27 protein-coding genes and 1 riboswitch are annotated in these 24,128 nt (G+C 53.8%); all 27 genes read right to left on the bottom strand.

Annotated features, from left to right (window positions below; genetic code table 11):
* Nucleotides 1-114: 114 nt before the first annotated feature.
* Nucleotides 115-1,839 carry a phospho-sugar mutase gene (locus tag EH198_RS16180; RefSeq protein WP_124696550.1) on the bottom strand — a complete coding sequence of 575 codons (1,725 nt, stop codon included), beginning with the start codon at nt 1,837-1,839 and terminating at the stop codon, nt 115-117.
* A 27-nt stretch (nt 1,840-1,866) separates the two neighbouring features.
* Complete coding sequence (fabZ, locus tag EH198_RS16175; RefSeq protein ID WP_025336820.1) at nt 1,867-2,289, bottom strand: 3-hydroxyacyl-ACP dehydratase FabZ; 423 nt, start codon at nt 2,287-2,289, stop codon at nt 1,867-1,869.
* Between the two features lie 284 nt (nt 2,290-2,573).
* Nucleotides 2,574-2,789, bottom strand: a complete 216-nt coding sequence (locus EH198_RS16170) for a DNA-directed RNA polymerase subunit beta (RefSeq protein WP_246014369.1) — start codon at nt 2,787-2,789, stop codon at nt 2,574-2,576.
* Nucleotides 2,790-2,821: 32 nt separating this feature from the next.
* A complete protein-coding gene (locus EH198_RS16165) occupies nt 2,822-3,637 on the bottom strand; it encodes a flagellar hook-basal body protein (RefSeq protein WP_124696549.1) in 816 nt (271 codons plus the stop codon).
* 14 nt (nt 3,638-3,651) lie between these two features.
* Nucleotides 3,652-4,533 carry a flagellar hook-basal body protein gene (locus tag EH198_RS16160; protein ID WP_124696548.1) on the bottom strand — a complete coding sequence of 294 codons (882 nt, stop codon included), beginning with the start codon at nt 4,531-4,533 and terminating at the stop codon, nt 3,652-3,654.
* Between the two features lie 95 nt (nt 4,534-4,628).
* Nucleotides 4,629-5,627: a rod shape-determining protein gene (mreB, locus tag EH198_RS16155; protein ID WP_124696547.1), complete on the bottom strand. Its 999-nt coding sequence runs from the start codon at nt 5,625-5,627 to the stop codon at nt 4,629-4,631.
* Between the two features lie 128 nt (nt 5,628-5,755).
* Nucleotides 5,756-6,043, bottom strand: a complete 288-nt coding sequence (gene spoIIID, locus EH198_RS16150) for a sporulation transcriptional regulator SpoIIID (protein WP_124696546.1) — start codon at nt 6,041-6,043, stop codon at nt 5,756-5,758.
* 215 nt (nt 6,044-6,258) lie between these two features.
* Nucleotides 6,259-7,005 (bottom strand): M23 family metallopeptidase, encoded by a 747-nt coding sequence (locus EH198_RS16145; protein WP_124696545.1) that lies wholly within the window; start codon nt 7,003-7,005, stop codon nt 6,259-6,261.
* 60 nt (nt 7,006-7,065) lie between these two features.
* Entirely contained in the window at nt 7,066-8,256 is a 1,191-nt protein-coding gene (gene spoIID / locus EH198_RS16140; RefSeq protein ID WP_124696544.1) for a stage II sporulation protein D, read from the bottom strand.
* Between the two features lie 208 nt (nt 8,257-8,464).
* Entirely contained in the window at nt 8,465-9,838 is a 1,374-nt protein-coding gene (gene murA / locus EH198_RS16135) for a UDP-N-acetylglucosamine 1-carboxyvinyltransferase (protein WP_124696543.1), read from the bottom strand.
* Nucleotides 9,839-10,076: 238 nt separating this feature from the next.
* Nucleotides 10,077-10,322: a DUF1146 family protein gene (locus EH198_RS16130; protein ID WP_379310993.1), complete on the bottom strand. Its 246-nt coding sequence runs from the start codon at nt 10,320-10,322 to the stop codon at nt 10,077-10,079.
* A 284-nt stretch (nt 10,323-10,606) separates the two neighbouring features.
* Entirely contained in the window at nt 10,607-11,023 is a 417-nt protein-coding gene (locus EH198_RS16125) for a F0F1 ATP synthase subunit epsilon (protein ID WP_124696541.1), read from the bottom strand.
* 26 nt (nt 11,024-11,049) lie between these two features.
* Entirely contained in the window at nt 11,050-12,450 is a 1,401-nt protein-coding gene (gene atpD / locus EH198_RS16120; protein ID WP_124696540.1) for a F0F1 ATP synthase subunit beta, read from the bottom strand.
* Nucleotides 12,451-12,681: 231 nt separating this feature from the next.
* The gene (gene atpG, locus EH198_RS16115; RefSeq protein WP_124696539.1) at nt 12,682-13,560 is read right to left on the bottom strand and encodes an ATP synthase F1 subunit gamma; all 879 of its coding nucleotides are present in this window, start codon (nt 13,558-13,560) and stop codon (nt 12,682-12,684) included.
* Nucleotides 13,561-13,727: 167 nt separating this feature from the next.
* Nucleotides 13,728-15,239 carry a F0F1 ATP synthase subunit alpha gene (gene atpA / locus EH198_RS16110; protein ID WP_124696538.1) on the bottom strand — a complete coding sequence of 504 codons (1,512 nt, stop codon included), beginning with the start codon at nt 15,237-15,239 and terminating at the stop codon, nt 13,728-13,730.
* A gap of 12 nt (nt 15,240-15,251) precedes the next feature.
* On the bottom strand, nt 15,252-15,803 hold the full coding sequence (locus EH198_RS16105) for a F0F1 ATP synthase subunit delta (RefSeq protein ID WP_124696537.1): 552 nt from the start codon (nt 15,801-15,803) through the stop codon (nt 15,252-15,254).
* Nucleotides 15,800-16,288 carry a F0F1 ATP synthase subunit B gene (atpF, locus tag EH198_RS16100; RefSeq protein WP_124696536.1) on the bottom strand — a complete coding sequence of 163 codons (489 nt, stop codon included), beginning with the start codon at nt 16,286-16,288 and terminating at the stop codon, nt 15,800-15,802. Before atpF ends, EH198_RS16105 begins: the two co-directional genes overlap by 4 nt.
* Before the next feature lie 115 nt (nt 16,289-16,403).
* Entirely contained in the window at nt 16,404-16,628 is a 225-nt protein-coding gene (gene atpE / locus EH198_RS16095; protein WP_124696535.1) for a F0F1 ATP synthase subunit C, read from the bottom strand.
* 82 nt (nt 16,629-16,710) lie between these two features.
* A complete protein-coding gene (atpB, locus tag EH198_RS16090; protein WP_124696534.1) occupies nt 16,711-17,529 on the bottom strand; it encodes a F0F1 ATP synthase subunit A in 819 nt (272 codons plus the stop codon).
* Between the two features lie 34 nt (nt 17,530-17,563).
* Nucleotides 17,564-17,935, bottom strand: coding sequence for an ATP synthase subunit I (locus EH198_RS16085; RefSeq protein WP_124696533.1), 372 nt, complete (start codon nt 17,933-17,935; stop codon nt 17,564-17,566).
* Entirely contained in the window at nt 17,928-18,182 is a 255-nt protein-coding gene (locus tag EH198_RS16080) for an AtpZ/AtpI family protein (RefSeq protein ID WP_124696532.1), read from the bottom strand. Before EH198_RS16080 ends, EH198_RS16085 begins: the two co-directional genes overlap by 8 nt.
* Before the next feature lie 165 nt (nt 18,183-18,347).
* Nucleotides 18,348-19,529: a non-hydrolyzing UDP-N-acetylglucosamine 2-epimerase gene (gene wecB, locus EH198_RS16075; protein WP_124696531.1), complete on the bottom strand. Its 1,182-nt coding sequence runs from the start codon at nt 19,527-19,529 to the stop codon at nt 18,348-18,350.
* Between the two features lie 33 nt (nt 19,530-19,562).
* Entirely contained in the window at nt 19,563-20,192 is a 630-nt protein-coding gene (gene upp / locus EH198_RS16070; protein WP_124696530.1) for a uracil phosphoribosyltransferase, read from the bottom strand.
* Nucleotides 20,193-20,615: 423 nt separating this feature from the next.
* On the bottom strand, nt 20,616-21,863 hold the full coding sequence (locus EH198_RS16065; protein ID WP_124696529.1) for a serine hydroxymethyltransferase: 1,248 nt from the start codon (nt 21,861-21,863) through the stop codon (nt 20,616-20,618).
* 51 nt (nt 21,864-21,914) lie between these two features.
* A complete protein-coding gene (locus EH198_RS16060; RefSeq protein ID WP_124696597.1) occupies nt 21,915-22,487 on the bottom strand; it encodes a TIGR01440 family protein in 573 nt (190 codons plus the stop codon).
* Nucleotides 22,488-22,681: 194 nt separating this feature from the next.
* Nucleotides 22,682-22,763: riboswitch (ZMP/ZTP riboswitch) on the bottom strand.
* A 145-nt stretch (nt 22,764-22,908) separates the two neighbouring features.
* Nucleotides 22,909-23,496, bottom strand: a complete 588-nt coding sequence (locus tag EH198_RS16055; protein ID WP_124696528.1) for a low molecular weight protein arginine phosphatase — start codon at nt 23,494-23,496, stop codon at nt 22,909-22,911.
* Between the two features lie 41 nt (nt 23,497-23,537).
* Entirely contained in the window at nt 23,538-24,119 is a 582-nt protein-coding gene (locus EH198_RS16050; RefSeq protein ID WP_379311000.1) for a manganese efflux pump MntP, read from the bottom strand.
* Nucleotides 24,120-24,128 lie beyond the last annotated feature (9 nt).

Here is a 24,128-nt window from a genome sequence, read left to right as displayed (position 1 = left end):
CGAAGCCTGATCAGGTACTTTTCGTGGTCCCCGAAAAAAGAAACGGTTTCGCCCTCCATTCCCAATCGGAGGGCGGCACCCGTTTCCCGTAAAAGAGATTCAAATCATCATCTATTAGTTGCTTCCGCCGTCCACTCGTCCCATAACTTCCCCGGTGAGTGCGGCAACCTTGGATTTGGCATCCTCTAGCGACTCACCGCGTACGGCGAAGTACACCTTGATCTTGGGCTCGGTGCCCGAAGGACGCAGGCAGAACCAGGAGCCGTCGGCAAGCAGATATTTCAGCACATTCTCCTTCGGAAGTCCATCCAGACCCAGAGAGTAATCCAGCACCTCGCTTACGGCAATTCCCGCGACTTCCTTAGGCGGGTTCTGCCGCCAATCGCTCATGATGCCCTGGATTTGGGCGACTCCGTCCTTGCCCTTAAGTGTACGGGATTCCAGGCTTTCCAGGAAATAGCCGAACTGCGCATAAAGCTCCTGAAGCACCTCGTAAAGGGTCTTTCCTTGAGCTTTGTAATAAGCGCCCGCTTCGGCAATCAGCATGGAAGCCAGAACGGCATCCTTGTCCCGGGCATAGTTACCGGCAAGATATCCATAGCTTTCCTCATATCCGAACAGATATGTGTAGTCGCCCGACGCCTCAAACTGCGTCATTTTTTCACCGATGTACTTAAAGCCCGTCAATGTGTTAAACACTGTTGCTCCATAATGGCTGGCGACCGCAGCGCCCATTTCACTGGTTACAATCGTCTTGACTACCGCGCCATTGCTCGGCAGCTTGCCCAGTTCCTGCAACCGGCTCAGATAGTAGTGAATCATCAGCGCGCCGGACTGGTTGCCCGACAGGACGACGAATTTCCCCTCCGGGTCGCGCACGACGGCGCCCATCCGGTCCGCGTCTGGGTCAGTCCCGATGAGCAGATCGGCCCCAAGTTCCTCGCCAAGCTTGATCGCCAGCGTAAAGGCTTCCCGCTCTTCCGGATTGGGCGATTTCACTGTAGAGAATTCGGAATCCGGCTGTTCCTGCTCCGGCACGACAAGCACGTCCATGAAGCCGATCTTGTTCAGTACGCTGCGCACCGGAAGATTGCCTGTCCCATGCAGCGGCGTATATACAATTTTAAATTTGCTGCCGAGACCGCCGGCGATATCCGACTTGCCGACACTGACCGCCGCAACGGTGTCGGTGTAGGCTTCGTCTTCTTTCTCGCCCAGCCAATGAAGGAGTCCGGCAGCTTCAGCCTCTTCCTTATCGGCACGCTTGACGGCATTAAAGGAACCAACTTCGAATATGTAGGAGATCACCTTCTCGGCTTCATCCGGAACAAGCTGACCGCCTTGAGAATTATATACTTTATACCCGTTATATTCCGGAGGATTATGACTCGCTGTAATGACGACTCCGCCTGTGGCTCCCAGATGGCGAACGCTGAAGGACAGCTGCGGTGTGGAGCGAAGAGAAGGATACAAATAAGCTTCGATTCCGTTGCCGGCCAGAACCAGCGCGGTTTCCAGCGCGAACTCCGGGGAGAAGCGGCGGGAGTCATGAGCAATAACTACAGATGGACGACCCTCGCCAATATGCTGTTCCAATATAAAATTGGCGAAACCTTGAGTTGCTCTTGCTATCGTGTAGCGGTTCATCCGGTTGCTTCCTGCGCCGATCACGCCGCGCAAGCCGCCTGTCCCGAATTCCAAATCCCGGTAGAAGCGCTCTTCAAGCTCCTGCGGATCATTTTCCAGTCCGCGCAGCTCCTGCTTGGTGGTCTCGTCAATGGATGGATCTTGCAGCCAGCGTTCCAGGGTTTCTGCAGCTTTTGGACTCAATTGGGTCATAAAAATCTCTCCTTCTCCAGGTATGATTTAATTCAGCGCAAACATAATTTCGCCTTCGGCCACAACTTTGTCTTCCACTTTGGCAACTGCTTTCCCTTTGCCGATACTTCCTTTAAGACGCGTAATTTCCACTTCTAGCTTCAGGGTATCCCCCGGCACTACCTGTCCACGGAAACGGAAACCGTCCAGACCCGCCAAAAAGCCGATTTTGCCGCGGTTGGCTTCGACGCCCAGGATCGCTACTGCCCCAACCTGCGCGAGAGCCTCCGTAATCAGTACGCCGGGCATAACGGGGTAACCTGGAAAGTGCCCTGTAAAAAAGGGCTCGTTCACCGTGACATTCTTAATGCCTACCGCCCGTTTCCCCATTTCGATTTCGATGATTTTGTCCACCAGCAGAAAAGGGGGACGATGGGGGATAATTTCCTGAATTTGATTGACATCCAACATGTAACCTTGCTCCTTCCGGTTCGAGAGAAGGGCCTTGAAAGACAGCCTCTCGGTATAAAGGCCTCTTATTCCCGCCGGCATGCATAAATAAAGCTCTCTTTGGCAAGAACTATACTTATCCTTCACCGGCTGCAGAAGTGGAGGTTGAGATAAGGGGCTTCTCTCGCTGCAACAGCGGAGAGGGCCCTTTTTGATCTCCAAAGCCCCCAATCATTATACATTTTCCAGTATAAAAAAGAAAACTCCCTTGTACAAGTGTACAAGAGAGTGCATTATCCTGGTCTTTACGGAGCAAAGACCAGATCGTATACGTGCTTCCAGGTGCTCCAATGAAACACATCGCTCAGTTCCTTATTTCCGAGGACGACGTAACCCGCCGCCAAGCCGCCCCCGAGAGCAAGCAGAAGCAGCAAAGGAATCAGAAACCATTGAATAATTTTCCACTTTGATCGTTTGCGCTTTATCGGCGCATTATCCTCGGTCAGTTGTTCTTGTTTCAAACGATCTTCTTTCTGACGGCTCATTCCTTCACCTACCCGCGCATGTTATTTGCCAAACCAAGCATTTGGTCGCTGGAGGAGAGGGCTCTGGCGGCAAGCTGATACGTGCGCTGAATCTGCATCATTTCCGTCATTTCTTTGTTCAGATCAACATTGGACTGTTCAAGCCAGCCGGAGCGAACTGCCACTCCTCCGCCTTGGCCCGATGCCGCAAAGGCCTGCCCTGTTGTGACCCCATCGGCCAGAACGAACCTGCCGCCGTCCACCCCTTGCAGCACCTGGCCGTTACGCGGTTCGACCAGCATTAGCCGGCCGGCTAGCGTCGGCGTGTCGTTTTCATTACGCTTCATCCATACATTGCCCGTCTCGTCAAAGGCGACACTAGTTCCCGCTTCCACCGTCAGCGGATTCCCCTGAGCATTCAGCACCGGATTGCCGGTATTGTCCACCAGCATCATATTGGCCGGATTGGCGTTATCGGGCGTAAAATGGAAATCCCCCTGACGGGTATACGTCGTTACGCCGTTCACTTGAACGGCGAACAAGCCGTTCCCTTGAAGCGCCAAATCGCTCGGATTGCCGGTTTCCTTAAGCGCTCCCTGTTCCCAACTCGTGGTGATCTTGGGAATCCGCATCCCGTAGCCGATGTCAAACCCCAGCGGCATAATGCGTCCCGCCAGCTCGTACTCCTTCGTCTGCTGCTGCACCCGGGTCAGCACATCTTCAAAAGATCCTTCTTTGCTCTTGTAGCCTGCCGTATTGACGTTGGCAATATTATCGGCGATAAGATCGAGCCGCTGCTGAAGGCTGGCCATCGAGACGGCCGCGCCAATTGTCGAATTGTTCATCGATCATCAACCTCCTATACTCTGCCGACATCGTTTACAGCCTTTTGCAGGCTGCTGTCATAGAACTGGATTACCTTCTGGTTCGCTTCATACGCCCGGTAAGCCGCGTTCAAATCCACGGTAGCCTGCGTAGCATCGACATTGGAGCCTTCAATGTATCCCTGGCGCACCTGCACCTGCATATTATCTCCCGCAGCCGCATAACGCACTCCCGCAGCCGCAGCATCGGCGACGTGAAAGACGCCATTTCCGTCTCGCACCAATTCCTGCGGCCTGGTAATAATACTGACTCCGAGACGAATGCCGGTTGCCGCGCCGGTTGAAGCATCCAGAAGATTGCCTTCCGCGTCGACCTTAAGACTGTCCACCGGACCGTTAAGCACCACCGGTTGGCCATCGGCGCCAAGCACCTTGTATCCTCCGGAACTCAGCAGTTCACCGGACGGGCTTACGGTAAAGCTGCCGTTGCGCGTAAACAGCGTATTCCCATCATTGTCCTGAACCGTAAAAAAAGCCTGCGGCTGGTAAACAATTTCGCCTTGATTGCTTATATACTTACCGGAGCGGTCAAAAGCGATGTTGCCGCCCGTGGCGGGATCGGTCAGACGCAAATCGGCCGACAGCGCAAAGTCGGTGGACTTGCCGCTTTCAATCAAATCCCCTTGCAGGTATTTGGATATGGACTGCTCGGCGAACACGCCCGTATTCATTCTGCCAATCGGCTTCACCGTTCCGCTCTGCATAGAGGAGATCAGCACCTCCGGGAAGGAACGGCTGACGCTTTCGACCTGCTTGTACCCCGTCGTATTCAGATTGGCTATATTTTGCGTAGCCGTGTCGTGTCTGCGCTGCTCCGTGACCATGCCGGCAGCGGCCGTATATAACCCTCTTATCATAAAGGCGTTTCCCCTTCCTAAACCGCAGAAGCTCGAACTTCAGCTTTCGAACCTTTACCTTATATCTTTGAACCTTTACTTCATATATCGGCTGCTTAAAATTTTTTCTTAACAACCTTATCCAAATGATCCAGCAAAATGCCCGTTCCTTTTACGACGCAGTGCATCGGATCTTCAGCCACCCAAACCGGCACGTGCAATTCTTCGGCTAGCAGCTCGTCCAATCCGGTCAGCAGGGCTCCTCCTCCGGTCAGCACGACGCCGCGGTCAATGATATCGGCGGACAGCTCCGGAGGCGTCCGTTCCAAAACCGTCTTCGCCGCGACCACAATGGACGATACCGGGTCCCAAAGCGCCTCCTGCACCTCGGCCGATGTGATCGTCAAAGTCTGGGGAAGCCCGCTAACCATATCCCGGCCGCGAATATCCATCTCGGCCTGCATGCCGCCCGGACGCACATTGCCGATGGCAAGCTTGATGTCTTCCGCCGTCCGTTCACCGATAAGCAGCTTATACTTCTGCTTGATATATCTTAAAATGGATTCGTCGAACTTGTCCCCCGCCACTTTAATGGAGGAGGCGGTAACAACGTCGCCCATCGATAACACGGCTACGTCCGTCGTTCCGCCGCCGATGTCGACGACCATATTTCCGCTGGGTTGATAAATATCCATGCCCGCTCCGATTGCGGCGGCTTTGGGCTCTTCTTCCATGAAGACTTCCTTCGCCCCGCTGCGTTCGGCCGCTTCCCGGATCGATTTCTGCTCAACAGACGTGATATTCGTGGGGGCGCAAATCAAGATGCGGGGACGCGAATACCAGGTACGGCCCCCGACGCGGTCGATGAAGTATTTCAGCATCGTTTCCGTAATTTCAAAATCGGCGATAACGCCGTCGCGGAGCGGACGAATCGTTGAGATATTGCCGGGGGTGCGGCCGACCATACGGCGCGCCTGCTCTCCCACCGCAAGGACCTTCTTCGTGTCGCTTTCAAGCGTGACCACGGAAGGCTCATCCAGAACGACTCCTTTTCCTTTAACATGAATAAGCACATTGGCTGTGCCGAGATCGATTCCGATGTCCTTGCTAAGCATAATGAAAGAGCCCCCAAAGTATTATTTTAGATGAGAAAGATGAGTTAGTGCCAAATTTAAAACTACCATACTTTAGGGGAAGAATTCAATGGATTCTGTCTGAAAATCACCTTAAAAATCCGAGAATATTACGGCTGCGCCGCTACGGCCACCTCCCGTTTCTTCCCCGTGTTCTTCTTATATTTGATTTTTGTGGCCTCGCCCCCCCGGAGATGACGGATGGATTTGTGGTATTCAAGAATGTGCTTCACCTGATCGGCCAGATCAGGATTGATTTCCGGCAACCGCTCGGTCAAATCTTTATGCACCGTGCTTTTGGAAACGCCGAATTCTTTGGCTATGGTCCGGACCGTATGCCTGGTTTCCACGATGCAGCGTCCGATTTTAATGGTACGTTCCTTGATGTAATCGTGCACGCTCCCGCCTCCCAACTGTGGATAGTTTGGTACATTATATGAGGGGCGGGCCTATATATTCGCGCTTTAACGGGATGACAAGCCGGTGCAGGCTCATTTTATTTGCGGGACAACCGTAAAATAGCCCTAGAAAGCGGGGACTATGCTCCTATTCCGAAAGATGAAACACGAAAAAGCAGGAGGACGAGCGTCCCCCTGCCTTAGGCATTTGTTTCTTATTTTTGCGGAAGCAGTTCCGAAGGATTGACGAGCTTGCCGTCCTGGTACACCTCAAAATGCAGGTGGTTGCCCAGACTCTTCTCGATTTCATTGCGTCCGGCGGCGGCGAGAATATCACCCTGCTTGACCTGGTCGCCCTGCTTCACTTTGGCTTCTCCGAGACTTTGGTAGACCGTCTTCAGATTGCCTTGGGTCACTTCGACTACCGTACCGAGTGTAGGAACGTCCTCGACCCGGGTCACTTCGCCGCTGATGGCGGACTTGACGTCAAACGTCTTGTTGTCTTCGCGGGCAAGATCGATGCCGCTGTTGGGCGTAAAGGTATCGCCGTTTTGCACCGTAGCCTCGATATGGTTCTCTTCGGTGCCATTCTCGTCATAGTACGGCTTGACTACTTCCACGTCGCTCGGGTTGGCCACCGGCCAAGCCAGGCTTTCTGCCGAAGCGGTAACCTCCAGCGCATTCTGCTCCTTGCCGGCATCCGCGGTTCCAGCCGTATCGCCGGAAGCTCCAACATCCTCGGAAACAACGGCGGCGGTGTCAGTCGAAAGCGGCTTGTGGCCGGCATCCTGATAGACCCACACCAAGGTTAGTATAATTGCCGCTGCCGCTGTGTAGACTGCCGGAAATACCCAACGTTTGGAGAACAGTCTGTTCCATGAAGACGGCTGGCTGCCGGTTTCTCCCTGATTTGTTTTGAGAGAATCTTCATGGGATGGTTTGTTTTTGTTTTGTTCATTCATTTGCTATCACCTCAGTAACCATTGTTACCGGGCGGTTCGCTTTTATACGTTTCTTTCACTTTATTTTTTCAAAAGAATTGAGACTTGCGTAAACGATATTCCGCTGTAGTAGTGTTTGAGAATTTGCGTCGCCGTGCCGCCCTCCTTCGCCATCCCGTTCGCTCCCCACTGGCTCATGCCGACGCCGTGGCCGTTGCCGTAGGTCGTGATGGCAATCTGCCCATTCTTCATCGTCCAGGTGAACTGGCTGGAACGAAGCCCAAGCCGCTCCCGCACTTCGCGTCCCGTAAATACCCGGCCGTCAATTGAAATCTCTTTAACCCGGTGTCCGGCGGTAACGGACAACACCTCTATTTGCGGCAGTCCTGCGGAAATCCGGTCTGCGGAGAGCGGTTTTACCTTCCCGGCCGCTCCTCCCGAGGAGGCTAGCACTCTCCGCGCACCCGATGCGGCGATTCCGTCGATTCCCAGCTTCTCTCTCAGCTCGGAAACGCTGAAGGTGGAGGTAGCCTTAAGCTCCGGATTCACCTCCCGGTCCCAGGGACTCGCCACGCTCCGCAGATAAGGTACGGCAGCCTTCCAGTAATCCTCTGAATTCTCTGTAAACCCTCCGCTGGAGGCAAAAAAGGATGCCGTAATCGGCTCTCCCTTATACGTCATTACGATGCCGCGCGTCTCCCGGACTGCGCGGCGGAGCTTGGCCAGGTCGGCGCTGCGGCCGGCCTTCGTCCAGTCCCGTTCCAGCACGGCGGACGAGACGTAAGCCTGATGGCTTACGGTGTCGGTCACATCCGCTCCCGGAACGGGAACGCCGCTTCGGTCGCCGGCCCGCAGGCGGCGGACGATAAAGGTGCGGGCCGCGATCGCCTGCGCTTTGAGCGCTTCGAGCTCAAAGCCGGCCGGCATCTCGGCCGCGGTTACGCCGGTGACGTAGTCCTCCAGCGGCAGGGTTTCAATTTGCCTTGTGCGCGACAAATAGACGGACACCTTCGGCTGCGCGGCTTCCGCCGCAGCCGGTTCCCGCGTCGCGGGTGCGCCGGTGTGCTGCGGCGCGGCCGGCGGCGCAGGCGGCGCCGGGTCGTGCCGCAGGTGCACGACCGTCAGCGGCAGCAGCAGCGCCGCCAGCAGCGGCGCGGCCAGCCAGGCGGCGGGCGCCAACCGCCTGGACCACACCCGGGCCGGAAGGTTGCGTCTCCGGCGGCCGGGTCTCCACCGCGCCGCTTTGCGGCGCCAAGGGCGGAAATCTTTCATCTCTTCCTTCTCCCCTCCTGATTATCCTCGTACTACATCATATGAGTCCTGGATAATTGATAGAACGGAGTATCCGAGAGAAGAAAGAGTAGAAGCCAGCCCGCACTGCCGCCAGCCTTATATCCGCTTCGATAAAACGCGGACAATTTAGTTCAAAAAAAGAGGCCCGCCGTATGGACGGACCTCTTATTATTTAATTGTCAGAGAGTTATACCCAGGTCGGTTGAATCTGAACCTGGAACCGGGGCTTCGCTTCCTCAGCGGCGTTCTTGGCCGTTTCCGGTTTGAGTGTTTCTCCTGCGGCGACATCAGCCGGACTTTCATCCAGCGTCACGCGCCAAATGTCCGCTCCAAGGCCGGACAGCTTCTCAGCCAGATGAACATAGCCGCGGTCGATATGATGCGTGCCGCTCACTTCCGTCGTTCCTTCCGCGACCAGACCAGCCAGAATCAGCGCCGCTCCCGCACGCAGGTCCGTTGCGCAGACCTTTGCTCCGACCAGACGGGCGTCGCCGGTAACGATCGCGGAGCGTCCTTCAATCTTGATTTCCGCGTTCATGAGTTGGAATTCGTCCACATGCATGAACCGGTTCTCAAAGACCGTCTCCGTAATGACGCTCGTTCCTTCCGAACGAAGCAGCAGCGCCATCATCTGAGACTGCATATCGGTCGGAAAGCCCGGATAAGGCAAAGTCTTCACGTCGACGGCCTTCAGCGGCTTATCGCTGATCACGCGGACGCCATTGTCGCCCGGAATAACGGTGACGCCCATCTCTTCCATCTTGGCGATAACCGGGCCGAGATGATCGGCAATAGCGCCTTCCACGTAGACATCACCGCCGGTAATCGCCGCAGCCACCATATAAGTGCCCGCTTCGATCCGGTCGGGAATGACATGATGTTTTACACCGTGCAGACGCTCTACCCCTTCAATCCGGATAACGCCGGTGCCCGCGCCGCGAACGACAGCGCCCATACTGTTCAGGTAGTTGGCCAAATCGACAATTTCCGGCTCCTTCGCCGCATTCTCGATCGTTGTCACGCCTTCAGCCAAGGCTGCGGCCATCATGATATTTTCGGTTGCGCCGACGCTGGCAACGTCCAGATAGATCTTGGCTCCGCGCAGCCGACCGTTGCTCTTCGCTTCGATATATCCCTGCCCCAGGCTGATCTCGGCTCCAAGGGCCTCAAACCCTTTCAGATGCTGGTCAATGGGACGCGTTCCGATCGCGCAGCCGCCGGGCAGCGAAATACGTGTACGGCCCAATCGGGACAAAAGAGGTCCCATCACCAAAAAAGAAGCCCGCATTTTGCGCACCCACTCGTAGGGCGCTTCACAAGTGGAGAGATTTCGGGCATCCACCTGAATGATATCGTTCTGATATGTAACTCCCGCCCCCAGAGATTCCAGTACCTTGCTGATTGTTAATACATCATCTAGCGGAGGCGCGTCGACAATGACGCTTTCTCCTTCTTCTGCCAATAGAGAGGCGGCTATGATCGGTAGTACGGAATTTTTAGCGCCGCTTACTTTCACGCTTCCGGTCAATCTTTTGCCACCGCGGACGATAAATTTACTCATCTTTCGGTTCCCTCCGCGTCCATTATTTTCACTGACATTCGTGTTATTCTCCATATCCTTGCTTGTTTGAGTAACAATTTTAGTTAAAAGTCAATTTAAAAATGCTTCGATTTCCGCTACTTGGCCCCGGCTGTGCGTGGGACACTTCTTAGATTTAAGTTTTAACCTAAAAAAATGTAATTATGCGGCGCTTTTTGACGAATCTGGCCCAAGACATTAATAACCTAACCGCCCGCCATTAAAACATGTGGCGTATTTGGACGCTATAGCCCAGATAATCCAGCAGGAAGCCCGCCACAAAATGCCCCAATACGATAGCCAGCAATAAATGAAGCAGCCGCCCTTGCGGGCTCTTGGGATATCTTATGATCAAATCCAGCTTAAGGTTCTGCAGGGCCCACCAGGATAATGCTACACACAACAGCGATACAATCATCGACATCAGCCCACTGATTCCTATAGAGCTGGTTAATTCGTTTGCCATGATTTTATCCATCCTAACCCCCCAAACCTAGACTTGCTCGGAAATCGACTCTTATATCATACTTGCGTAATGAAAAAGAATCCAGTACTTTTACATTATTTTAACTAAAATGCTCCAGGTAAACGCTATCACACATAGTGTCCTTCCAGAAGTTACAAAATGACATCTTTTGTTAAAGACGTGTCGCTAAAAAATAACCCGCTATCGATAAGAAAGTCCAATAAAAAACAAGAATTTCAGCAATAAAAAAAGCAGCCCGGCGCAAGGCCAGACTGCATTTCATTTTATTTTTGTCCTTTTCTGGTGGACACTTTAATCCGTGTAACCGCACGCTGCAGCGCAAGCTCAGCTCGGCGATGATCAATCTCGTCCTGTTTGCCGCGGGACTGCAAGCGGCGCTGTGCCCGTTCCTTGGCAGCCTCGGCGCGTTCAAGATCGATATCGCTGGGCAGCTCGGCGCTTTCCGCCAGCACGGTCACTTTATCCTTATGCACTTCAATAAAGCCGCCATGAACGGCGACCGTTGTTACACCGGCGTCCGATTTAATGGTCATCGGTGCAACCTGAAGCGGAGTTACAAGCGGAACATGTCCCGGCAATATGCCCAGATCGCCTTCTGCCCCCCGTACGGTCAAGCTGTAAACCTGCTTGGCATATACGAGGTGATCCGGCGTGACAATTTCCAACAAAAAGGTGTTCACTTCGAATTCCTCCTCAAAGCTTCAGGTTACAACGTTTTCGCCTTTTCTACAGCTTCCTCGATCGTGCCTACGTAAAGGAATGCCGCTTCCGGAAGATCGTCATGCTTGCCTTCCAGAATCTCCTTGAAGCTGCGGACCGTTTCTTTAATCGGTACATATGCACCTTTAAAGCCGGTGAACTGCTCCGCCACATGGAAAGGCTGCGACAAGAAGCGCTCCACCTTACGGGCACGGGCCACGATCAGCTTATCTTCCTCGCTCAGCTCATCCATACCGAGGATGGCGATAATATCCTGAAGCTCGGTATAGCGCTGCAGCAATTGCTTAACGCCCTGAGCCACAGTGTAATGCTCTTCGCCGACGACATCAGGAGCCAAGATCCGGGAACTGGATGCCAGCGGGTCCACTGCAGGGAAAATCCCTTTTTCGGAGATTTTACGCTCCAAGTTCGTCGTTGCGTCCAAGTGGGCAAATGCCGTTGCCGGAGCGGGGTCAGTGTAATCGTCCGCTGGAACGTAGATCGCCTGGATGGATGTAACGGAGCCTTTTTTGGTGGAAGTAATCCGTTCCTGCAATTGGCCCATTTCCGTTGCCAGTGTCGGTTGGTAACCTACCGCGGAAGGCATGCGGCCCAGCAAAGCGGATACTTCGGAGCCGGCTTGGGTGAAGCGGAAAATGTTATCGATAAACAGCAGGGTGTCGCGGCCTTCCACATCGCGGAAATATTCCGCCATCGTCAGACCCGTCAGCGCAACGCGCAGACGTGCGCCCGGCGGCTCGTTCATTTGTCCGAACACCATCGCCGTCTTCTTGATAACGCCGGAGTCGGTCATTTCGTGGTAAAGGTCATTTCCTTCGCGCGTCCGTTCGCCGACGCCCGCAAATACGGAAATACCGCCGTGCTCCTGCGCGATGTTATTGATCAGTTCCTGGATCGTTACCGTTTTGCCTACGCCCGCGCCGCCGAACAGGCCGATTTTACCGCCTTTGGCGTAAGGGGCGAGCAGGTCGATAACCTTAATTCCGGTTTCCAGAATTTCCGCCTGCGTCGACAGCTCATCGAACGTCGGCGCCAAGCGGTGAATCGGGTTCTTTTGCGAGGCGGCGATTTCCGCTCCGTTGTCAATCGTGTTGCCCAGCACGTTGAATACGCGGCCAAGCGTTACATCTCCAACGGGAACCGAAATCGGGGCTCCTTGGTCTACGGCTTCCAAGCCGCGAACCAGTCCGTCAGTGGAGGACATGGCAATACAGCGTACCAGATTGTCGCCCAGATGATTGGATACTTCCAGTGTCAGCTCGTTCTGACGCCCTTGCTCTGGGCTGGCTCCGATCTTGATCGCATTGAAGATTTCGGGCAACTGGCCGCGTCCAAATTCAATATCGACAACCGGACCCATAATACTTACTACGCGTCCTACGTTCATCTATGTTTCCCTCCTTGAAAACTGTTACCCAAGAAGAAACGACTGCGCCTTCCTATTAAGTCGGCGTTCGTTTCTCGTCGAAATAGAAGACCTATTGATATGCGCCCAGCAAATAAATTCTTTTATAAGCCGATGCTTCCAAAGCCGGCGATTCATGTATCGCTATTCAGGAATCCGTTTCTCGTATAAATATAAGACAAAGGTTAAGCCAGCAGCTTATCCTTTCTTATATTAAGACTGCGCGTTGGCACCCGCTACGATCTCGGTAATTTCCTGAGTAATAGCCGCCTGACGGGCACGGTTGTACGTAAGCGTCAGATTTCCGATCATTTTCGAGGCATTCTTGGTCGCACTGCCCATTGCCGTCATCTTGGCGCCAAGCTCGCTGGCTTTGCCGTCGAGGATGGCGCTGTAAATCAAAGTCTCCGCATACTTGGGCAGCAGAACCTCCAGCACGCCTTCCGGCGACGGCTCGTATTCATAGCCCGCTTTGAGCTCATGACCTTGAGATTCCTCCGTCTGCAGGGCTCCATCCATCGGAAGAAGCCGTTCCACAGTCGGAATTTGGCTGATCGGATTGACAAACACGTTATAGCATATATAGATCTCATCGAACATGCCTTCTTCGAATTGCCCCACCGCCGCATAGGCGATCGATTTAATGTCGGAGAAGGAAGGGGTATCGGAAAGATCGGTGACTTCCTCGGTGATCGGATAATTACGCCGACGCAGGAAGTCGCGGCCTTTGCGGCCGATGACAAACAGACCGTATTCATCCTTGGACTTGTGACGCTCCTGGATAAGGGTTGTCACTTTGCGCAAAATATTGGCGTTGTAGCCCCCGGCAAGGCCGCGATCCGAAGTGACGACGATATAACCGGTTTTCTTGACGGGACGGCTCACCAGCATGGGATGCTGGATTCCTTTCGTGCCGGCAGCGATATTCGACACGACTTCTTTCAGCTTCTGCGAATAAGGGCGGGCCGCTTCCGCTTTCTCCTGAGCCTTTCTAAGCTTGGAGGCGGCGACCATTTCCATCGCTTTGGTGATTTGTCTGGTGTTCTGAACGCTTTTGATTTGACGTTTAATATCACGCATGCTTCTTGCCATGATTTCACCACCTTAAAACTTTTGCCGTGCAAAAGCTACTTCGTAAGCCTAATCCTATAAGCTTTGGTGAAGCCAAAGCTTACTTCGTGAGTACCGCCAAGCCCGGGACAAGCCCGAAAGCCCGGCATCATACCCCTTTTCCTTATTAATTGCGTTAGGCCAATCCCTTAGCTTGTCGCAAATCCTTTTTTGAACTTCTCGATAGCAGCCTTCAGCGCCGCTTCGTTATCAGCCGTCAGGTCCTTTGTTTCCGTTATGGATGCGGCCACTTCCGGCACATTGCTGTCCATATAAGAAAGGAATTCTTTTTCAAAACGTCTGACATCCTTGACCGGAATCTCATCCAAATATCCTTTGACCGCCGTGTACAAGCTGATTACCTGATGCTCGACGGAGAGAGGCTGGTTGACACCCTGTTTCAGAATTTCCATCATCCGCGCGCCGCGGTTCAGACGGGCTTGAGTCGATTTGTCCAGGTCGGAGCCGAACTGGGCAAACGCCTGCAGCTCGCGGTATTGGGCAAGATCCAGACGGAGCGAGCCGGCAACCTTCTTCATCGCTTTGATCTGCGCCGATCCGCCTACGCGGGATACGGAGATACCTACGTTGATCGCAGGACGCTGGCCGGAGTAGAACAGGTCGGACTCCAGGAAGATCTGGCCGTCGGTGATCGAAATAACGTTCGTCGGGATGTACGCGGATACGTCGGAAGCTTGCGTCTCGATGAACGGTAGAGCGGTCAGTGAACCGCCGCCAAGTTCGTCGCTAAGCTTCGCGGCACGTTCCAGCAGACGGGAATGCAGATAGAATACGTCGCCAGGGAATGCCTCACGGCCCGGAGGGCGGCGGAGCAGCAGGGACAGTTCGCGGTAAGCGGCAGCCTGTTTCGACAGGTCATCATAGATGACCAGAACGTGCTCGCCCTTGTACATGAAGTATTCGCCCATTGCACAGCCTGCGTATGGAGCGATGTACAGCAGCGGGGATGGCTCGGAAGCCGACGCGGTAACGACGATCGTGTAGTCCAGCGCGCCGTGGCGGCGAAGGGTTTCAACGACCTGTGCTACCGTGGATTGCTTTTGTCCGATGGCAACGTAGATACACTTCATTCCGTTACCCTTTTGGTTGATGATGGCATCGATGGCGATTGCCGTTTTACCGGTCTGACGGTCACCGATGATCAGTTCGCGCTGACCGCGGCCGATCGGCACCATGGAGTCAATCGCCTTAAGGCCGGTCTGCATCGGTTCATGCACCGATTTACGCTCGATAACGCCCGGGGCGTTGTTCTCGACAGGACGGAATTCCGTCGTCTCGATCGGTCCCTTGCCGTCCAGCGGCTGGCCAAGCGGGTTAACGACGCGGCCGAGCAGAGCTTCACCGACGGGAACCTGCATAATGCGGCCCGTACGCTTCACTTGATCGCCTTCGCGGATTTCCGTATATTCACCGAGGATAACGACACCGACGTTGCTTTCCTCCAGATTGAGCGCCATGCCCACGACGCCGTTGGAGAACTCCAGCAGTTCGCCTGCCATCGCATTTTCCAGACCGTACACGCGGGCGATCCCGTCGCCGACTTGAATAACGGTTCCGATTTCGGCTACTTCAATATCGGATTTATATTGTTCGATTTGACTTTTAATCAAAGTGCTGATTTCTTCAGGTCTGATGCTCAAGTACGCTCACCCCTATCTTCTATGCTTATCGTTAAAGGATTTTTCCAGACGTTCCAGCTTGCCGGCAAGACTGCCGTCGTACAGCGTATCGCCGATGACCACTTTAAGTCCGCCCAGCAGGCTTTTGTCGACTACATTGGCAGCGCGGATTGTCCGGCCGGACAAGGTGCCGAACTCTTCGGCAACAGCCTTCATTTCCCGTTCGTCCAGCTTGTAGGTGGAGTACACGGTAGCGTCGGCCAACCCTAAGCTTTCGCCTTCAATCTTGATGTAGCTGTCCAGAAGGTCCGAAAGAATGCTCATTCTGCCGCGCTCCACGAGAAGTTCAAGCGTGTTGATTACAAGCGTCGAGAGCTTGCCATTCAGCGTGTTCTTGAGCACAGCGAGCTTGTCTTCCCCCGAAATCTTCGGGGTGCTGATGAATCTTTGAAGATCGGTATCCGAAGCCAGCGCGGAAACCAGGGCTTTCAGCTCTTCTTCCACTTCCAGCGTCTTCTTCTCTTCAAAAGCCACCTCGAACAATGCCTTCGCGTATCTTTTGGCGACTACCGTATCCTGACTCATGATCTGCCCCCAACCTCTTTGAGGTACTGATCAACGAGCTCCTCCTGCGCGGCGTCCGAGCTGACTTCCTTCTCAAGCAGCTTGGATGCGATTTTTACGGATGCCGAACCGAGCTCGCTGCGGAGCGCCTCGACGGCCTTGTTCTTTTCGCTCTGAATGTCGCGAACGGCTTCTTCCTTGATTCGAGCCGCTTCCGCCTTTGCCTGTTCAAGCAACTGTTCGGTTTGCTTACTGCTCGTCTGTCTGGACTGCTCGATAATATCGTAAGCTTCTTTGCGGGCATCTTGGAGAGCCTGCTTCTGTTCCTCTACGTAAGCGACCGCCTGCTCGCGCGTCTGCGAAGCTTCATTAATTTGCTGCAATACAAGCTCGCGCCGTTTCTCCATAACGGAGAACAAGGGGCCGAAAGCGTATTTGTTAAGCAGAAAATACAAGATTAGAAAAGCGATCAGCGCCAGGACGAGGGATGGAATTGAAAAACTCAATTAGGGTCACTCCTTTCCGGTAACTTCGTTAATCGAAATACTATAGATAAGGCTCTTGCCCAAAAAGAAAGCGCGGAGGGCCGTGGCCTTCCCCGCCAAGTTATGTGCAATTAAATTAGGCGTTTCCGAAGAAGATGAACGCCAAGACAACGCCGATAATCGGCAGGGCCTCTACCAGACCTACCCCGATGAAAGCAGTCGTTTGCAGTGTGGATTTCGCTTCCGGTTGACGGGCGATGCCTTCAATCGTTTTACTGAAAATCAGACCGTTACCGATACCGGCGCCAAGCGCGCCCAGTCCTACTGCAATTGCAGCTGCCAAATATGCCCAAACTCCCATTTGATAAATCCTCCTTAGAGATGTGTGATAGTGTTGTTAATTTATTTCAGAGACGGACGCTAACCACGCGCCCAACCCGGAATTAATGCTCTTCGTGAGTGTCGATTGCTTGAGAAATGTACACGAATGTCAAAATCGTAAAGACGAAAGCCTGGATAGAACCGACAAATATACTGAAGCCCTGCCAAATCACAAGGAACGGAATAGAGGCAACGGTTCCGATAGGTCCCGATGATCCCAGCTGTACCAGCACCGAAATCAGCACTTCACCGGCAAAAATATTACCGAATAGACGCATGCCGTGCGTGAGCAGCTTGGAGAACTGCTCAATAAGGTTGATGGGGAAGAAGAACCAGAACGGCTGGAAATAGTGTTTCAGGTACCCCTTCGTATTCCGGGTAAGCCCCAGGAAGTGAACCATTACGAAAATCAAACCGGCCAGTCCCAAAGCAACCGCCGGGTCGGCCGTCGGAGATTTCCACCAAGCCACTCCAATTTCCGCTTCTTCTCCAGGGTGTGCAGCCTCTTCTGTATGTAGCTTCTCCGTTACGGTCACAAGCTCATGGCCGAAAATATGGGCCTTGCTCGCATCGTGATACTCCGTCACAATACTGAACGGAAGTCCGAGCATATTGCCGACGAAGATAAACATAATCAGCGTCATACCGAGGGACAGAAAAGGCTTGCCCTTCTTAAGATCCATCGTACTGGAGATCAGGCCCTGAACGAACTCGACCACCCATTCCAGGAAGTTCTGCATCTTCCCGGGATTCTCCACGGACAAATTGCGCGTAGCCAGACGGGCGATAAGGAAGACGATGGCGCAGGTCACAATCAGCATCAGTACGATGGAAAGGTCTATCTCTTGTCCCGCCAAATTAATAATCGGCGATTCATGCATGTTTACTCACCCCTTTCTCAGCAGGAAGGTTCAATCATTTTTTCAACATAAGAACAGCACTTATAATTAAAACCAAAAATTGGCCAATTACCAAACTTGCGCACACCGCAATTTCATTGAAGAGATGCGGAAACTTCAGCGCCAGCATAATTGCAAGAATGGAGGTTGCGATTCTCACGCCAAAACCGAAGCCCGCCCCCTTGCGCCCTTCCGTCAAATTCCGGGTAACGCGGCTTACCCTGTAACCCGTATGCAAGACGTTCAGACAGCTGACGGCGGAACCTAGCATTACTCCATAAAAAACCGTGCGGTGATGAGGCAACAGCTCCGCGATGACAAGACAAACCGCTATCATCCCCATCATGGTTGCTAACAGCAGCCTGTTCAGCTTAAATGTGTCACTCATCGCTTTCCTTCATCACCCTCTTAATAACAGCGATTATGCTTGCCGCCCCTGATAACATGCCGAAGAGAACGCCCACACCGATCCAAAGTCCCGGGTTTCCCCACTTGCCTCCCAGCCAGTTCCCCAGAAAATAGCCTCCTAAGGTACAGCCTGCTAGATCGACTCCTATCGCACTGACAAGGCCCATGGCCCTAAGCGATTTGCCCATGTTTTGTTCTCCATTATTCGGTTGTTCAGGCTGTTTCATAGTACCCCACCCTTGGAATTCCAATTCATTTTACTGAATGTTACAAGAGTTTGTCAAACTAACGCAGCAGAGCGCAAAATAACTGAAAGTATGAAAATAATCACAGCAAAACATTCCAAAACCATATAAACCGTACAGTTTTACTGTATACTATTCAAAACTCTTTCACCGTTTGACTTCGGGTGCCTCCGAACCATTTGTGAACATTCTGTGAAACTGCTCTGGACGCTCTTCATTTACTCCGAAATGGTGCAAAATCGCACTGACAATTCGCCCAGATGCTTTACCGTCTCCATACGGGTTGGCGGCCCGGCTCATGGACTGATAGAGATCCTGATCAGTCAACAAAGCATGTGTCCGTTGATACACCTTCTCCTCGTCCGTACCCACCAGTTCAAGCGTTCCGGCCTCGATGCCTTCCGGGCGCTCCGTTGTGTCGCGCAGCACGAGAACAGGAACTCCAAAAGATGGAGCTTCCTCCTGCAAGCCGCCGGAATCGGTCAAAATCAAGTGGGTATGCGGATAAAAATTGTGCAAGTCCACGACATCCAGCGGATCGATCAGCTTGATTCGGGGATGTCCGCCCAAAATCTCGTACGCCGGTTCCTTAACCGCGGGACTCGGATGCACGGGATAACAGATGGCGACATCTTCGAATTCATCAGCAATTCTTTTGACGGCACGGAAAATATGACGGTGCGGTTCGCCTTGGGATTCCCTGCGGTGCGCCGTCATCAAAATAAGTCTTTTTCCTGAAGCCCATTCCAGTACCGGATGCCGGTAGCCCGGCTGTACGGTATATTGAAACACATCGGTCACAGTATTGCCTGTGATATAAACACTTGATTCTTTTTTGTTTTCATGTCTCAAATTCCCTGCCGACCAGTCGGTCGGAGCGAAGTGCAAATCGGCGAGCACGCCGGTCAGCTGACGGTTCATTTCCTCGGGATAAGGGGACAGTTTGTTCCAGGTACGCAGACCCGCTTCTACGTGCCCTACCTGAATTTGCTGCAAAAAGGATGCATAGCTTGCCAAAAAAGTGGTCAGCGTGTCTCCGTGCACTAGCACAAGATCAGGCCGCGCTTCCCGCAGTACAGGTTCCAGTCCTTCAAGAACACGGATGGTAATCTCGTTCAGCGTCTGCCGATCCTTCATGACGTCCAAATCGTAATCGGGTACTATATTGAACACCTCCAGCACCTGGTCGAGGAGCTGCCGGTGCTGGGCCGTCACGCAAACGAGCGATTCGATATGCTCGGGATGCTTTTGAAGCTCAAGCACCAGCGGAGCCATCTTGATCGCTTCGGGACGGACGCCGAAAATCGTCATTACTTTAATCTTGGACATGATACAATTCCTTTCTTCTTCCGCTTCTGGAAGTCACTTTGTTCCGTACAGCCGGTCTCCTGCATCGCCGAGGCCCGGCACGATGTAGCCGTGATCGTTCAGATGGTCGTCAAGCGCGGCGACATAGATGTCAACATCTGGATGGGCTTCCTGTACTGCCGCAACGCCTTCGGGAGCTGCGATCAGATTCATCATTTTGATCTGGGTGCACCCGCGGTTCTTCAGAGAAGTAATGGCCGCGATCGCGGAGCCTCCGGTAGCCAGCATCGGATCGATGACGATCAGCTCACGCTGCTGCACATCCGTAGGCAGCTTGATATAATATTCGACGGGCTGAAGCGTCTCCGGGTCGCGGAACAGGCCGACATGACCCACCTTCGCCGCAGGGAGCAGCTTCAGAACGCCTTCAAGCATTCCCAGACCGGCCCGCAGGATCGGAATAAGCCCCAGCATTCTGCCGGAAATAACCTTGCTCTGCGTTTCGGCGACCGGAGTCTGCACAGTAATCGTTTCCAAAGGGATATCCCGCGTAATTTCATAGGCCATCAGAGTAGCCACTTCGTCCACATGTTCCCTAAATTCCTTCGTATTGGTTCGCACATCGCGTATAAATGTCAGTTTGTGCTGAATCAAAGGATGATCGCAAATCACCAATTTTCCCATTCGCTTGTCCCTCCGGTAGTTATAAGTCTTATGCAAGCCGAGGCGGGGCAACCCCTTTCGCGGCTAAATCCTGTATATTATATCATCCTCAGGGGCGCATTTCACCTAGGAAGGGACGGAATACCGGGATGAAGACGCTGAGGTCGCCGGACCGACCTTAAGACGAAAGAATAAGGTTATGTTTCCAATTCAAGGAAATAGGCTGTTATTTACAATTTCCCATTTTCATCGCATACATACTTTTCACACTTTTTTCACGCTTTTTCTTGAAAGTTACATGAACTTTCTGCATTATTTTCTTCAATTTTCATTCCACTAACCGCGTATTCCTGTGAACGTTCTGTCAAAAAAGCCCCCGCAGGCCGAAATACGGACATGCAGGGGCTTTAAATGAAACGCAGGCCGCACGCGTTTCAGCAGTAATTAGTATTGGAGAGCAGGATAGATAGGGAAGCGCTCAGTCAGCGCAGCAACCCGGCGGGCAGCGTCTTGCAGCGTCGCTTCATCCTTTGGATTCTTAAGCACAGCGGCGATAAGCTGACCGATCTCGGTCATCGCCTGCTCGTCCATGCCGCGCGAAGTCACCGCAGGCGTGCCGATCCGGATGCCGCTTGTAACGAACGGACTGGTTGGGTCGAACGGAATCGCATTTTTGTTAACGGTGATGCCGATGGAATCGAGCACTTTCTCTGCATCCTTGCCGGTAATGTTTAAATTGCGCGTATCGATCAGCATCAGATGGTTGTCGGTTCCGCCAGAAACGATATTGACGCCTTCGCCCAGCAGGGTTTCAGCAAGAACCTTGGCATTCTTTACCACGTTCTCCGCATAGGTCTTGAAAGACGGCTGAAGGGCTTCGCCGAAGGATACGGCTTTGGCGGCGATGACATGCATCAACGGACCGCCTTGCGATCCCGGGAATACGGCCTTGTCAATCGCCGCAGCCCACGGTTGTTTGCAGAGAATCATGCCGCCCCGCGGACCGCGCAGCGTCTTATGGGTAGTCGTGGTTACAAAATGGGCATGCGGAACAGGGCTCGGATGCAGCCCTGCGGCTACCAGACCGGCGATATGCGCCATGTCGACCATAAACAGCGATCCGACGTCGCTTGCGATCGAAGCCAAAGCTTCGAAATCGATCGTGCGCGGATAGGCGCTTGCGCCGGCGACGATCAGCTTCGGACGATGCTTGAATGCCGCTTTGCGCACTTCGTCGTAATCGATAAGGAAGGTATCTTCCTGAACGCCGTAAGCGACAAAATTATAGAGCAGGCCGGAAGCGTTAACCGGGCTGCCATGCGTCAAATGACCGCCATGAGCCAGGTTCATGCCGAGTACGGTATCTCCGGGGTTGAGCGCAGCAAGGTAAACGGCCATATTCGCCTGCGCGCCGGAGTGCGGCTGCACATTGGCATGATCCGCGCCGAACAGCTGCTTGGCGCGGTCGCGGGCCAAGTTCTCCACGATGTCCACATCTTCACAGCCGCCGTAGTAACGCTTGCCCGGGTAACCTTCCGCGTATTTATTCGTCAATACGGAGCCCATGGCTTCTATGACCGCCTCGCTCACGATATTCTCCGAAGCGATCAGTTCGATATTGGCTTTCTGACGCTTCAATTCCAATCCCATCGCTTTCAGCACTTCCGGATCACTCTTGCGCAATTGTTCCATTTTTCTTGTTTCCTCCCTGAATATAGTTTATGAGATGTAATTTATCCTTCCCTAGTCACACAGCTTCGAGCCGCCTTCTTCCTGCTTCCGGTACACGGCGCGCTCGCCGCCGATCAGCGGCGGCCGGGTGTAAGCCGCATTCACGCGGGCTTCTCCGATATAGCGCAGTGAAGGCCGGAAAGGAACCGCAACGCGGCGCAGATGCATGCCGATCAGGGTCTCGCCGATGTCGATGCCGGCATGGGCCTGTACCGTTTCGGCCAGTACGGGATCGGTCATCGCCCGGTACGCCGCAGCGCCCATGGAACCGCCGGCGCCGGGGATCGGCACCGCCGACACTTCGGTCAGACCTAGCTGCTCCAGCAGACTCCGTTCCATCACAATCGCCCGGTTCAAATGCTCGCAGCACTGGTATACCGGAGAAAAGCCAAATTGCTCCGCAGCCTCGCGGACGCCGGATAACAGCTGCTCCGCCACTTCCAGCGCGCCGCCGGTGCCGATGCGCGCACCGGCCACCTCGCTCGTACTGACGCCGACAACCAGTACCTTGCCCGGCCCGATCCCGCCGGCATCCGCCAGTTCACGCAGCACGAGCAGCGTCTGTTCGGCAATAGACAGTTCCACCGCAAGAACGCGTCCGCTTCCGGACGGGTCCGGGGCGGCGAAGATTTTATCCTCCGTTCGCTTTCCGTAATGTTTCACCGCTTTACCTCCTCAGAGATCCAAGTTGTCTGATACCATCAGGATAACATGACCGCTGCTTGCTCATTCATAGATTTTAAACAAAAAAGAGCAGTCCGCAGACTGCTGCGGAATTGCTCTTTCGCCCAGGCGACCGGCCGTTTACTCCGATGCTCCATCGTGGTTTGTCCACACTTGTCGCCAGTTACACCGGAACCGATATTTGTCTATATCTTAAATCATCATGCTCCGAAAATCAACCGTCTTAACAAGAAAAGACTCTGCCGTCCGTTCGAAAAATCAGCCGTTTCCCGCCGAAATATGAGGCCTGTTTATTAACATCAAGCTTACAAAGCCTAATATTTCACAATCGGCGCAAGGCTTCAAGTTTATCCAGCAGCCTGTGAAGCGATGAACGGATTTCCGCCGCCGCATATTCGTAGTCCTCTCGGCTTCCCCCGAACGGGTCCATTATATCTGCACTAGGAATACGCTGGCGGATCTCGATAATCCGCTGCAGATCGGCGGCCTCCGGTTCTTGTCCCAGCGAAGCGGCCAGTTCAGTTCCGGCGTACAAGCTGTCAAGCTCTTCAAGGTCCCTGCGGACCGCTTCTTCGTCCTGCACGTACTCCTTCAGGGTAAACGTCTTGGATACGGCTTTTGGAAAATAGTGCAGCACATGCCGTTTATGGCTTTGGGTGAGGGTCAGCACCAGATCGGCCCAACTCAGCAGTTCGCCCGAAAGCTGGGAGGAAGTAATCGTATCGTTAACGCCCTCATCCCGCAATATGGCCGCCGCATGCCTTGACATCGGCGTTCCGGCGATCGCGGAAACCCCGGCGGACCGCACCTCCAGATTGACCCCCCGCTCCGCCGACAGTTTGCGTAAAAGCCCTTCAGCCATGGGACTGCGGCATGTATTGCCGGTGCAGATGAACAAAATATGAAGCATGCAGATCACCTCCATGGGATTACTCTTTTGCCGCTATTGTATCAGAAGATGAACAGCAAGCCAAACCCAAGCAGGATCGCCCCGCCGAGCGCTTCCCCGTATTCTCCGAGCCCGCGGCTCACACGCCTCCCGAGCAGCAGACCGGTGATCGACATTATTCCGCCGCAGGCCCCGAAGGCCAGCACCGTCAGCAGCACATGGCTCACAAAAACCCCGAGCGAGACGCCCACCGAGAACGAATCGATGCTGACGCTGAGCGAAATGAGCAGCATTCCCCACAGCGTACGGTGATCCACTCCTCTCATTCCGGCGCCCTCGCCGTTTCGAAACGAGCCAAGCACCATGTGCCCGCCCAGCGCAATGAGCAGGCCCCCGGCTGCAATCCCCGCCACCCGGCCAAGCAGGTGACCGACATAGTTTCCGGTAACAAGCCCCAGCAGAGGCATCAACACATGAAAAAAAGCAACGAGCAGGCCCATTTGCAGTACATGAAGAAGACGGATGCCTCTCATCCCGATTCCTACGCCAAGCGAAAAGGCATCCATGCCCAGAGCGATCGCCATGATTGCAATGGTTACGATCTGACCCCAACCGGCCTGCACTTCCCCCATGCCCATGCTCATTCCCATACC

The sequence above is a fragment of the Paenibacillus rhizophilus genome (genome assembly GCF_003854965.1).
In the GTDB taxonomy this organism is placed as follows: domain Bacteria; phylum Bacillota; class Bacilli; order Paenibacillales; family Paenibacillaceae; genus Paenibacillus_AQ; species Paenibacillus_AQ rhizophilus.
This window is presented reverse-complemented; position numbering and strand designations above follow the sequence as displayed.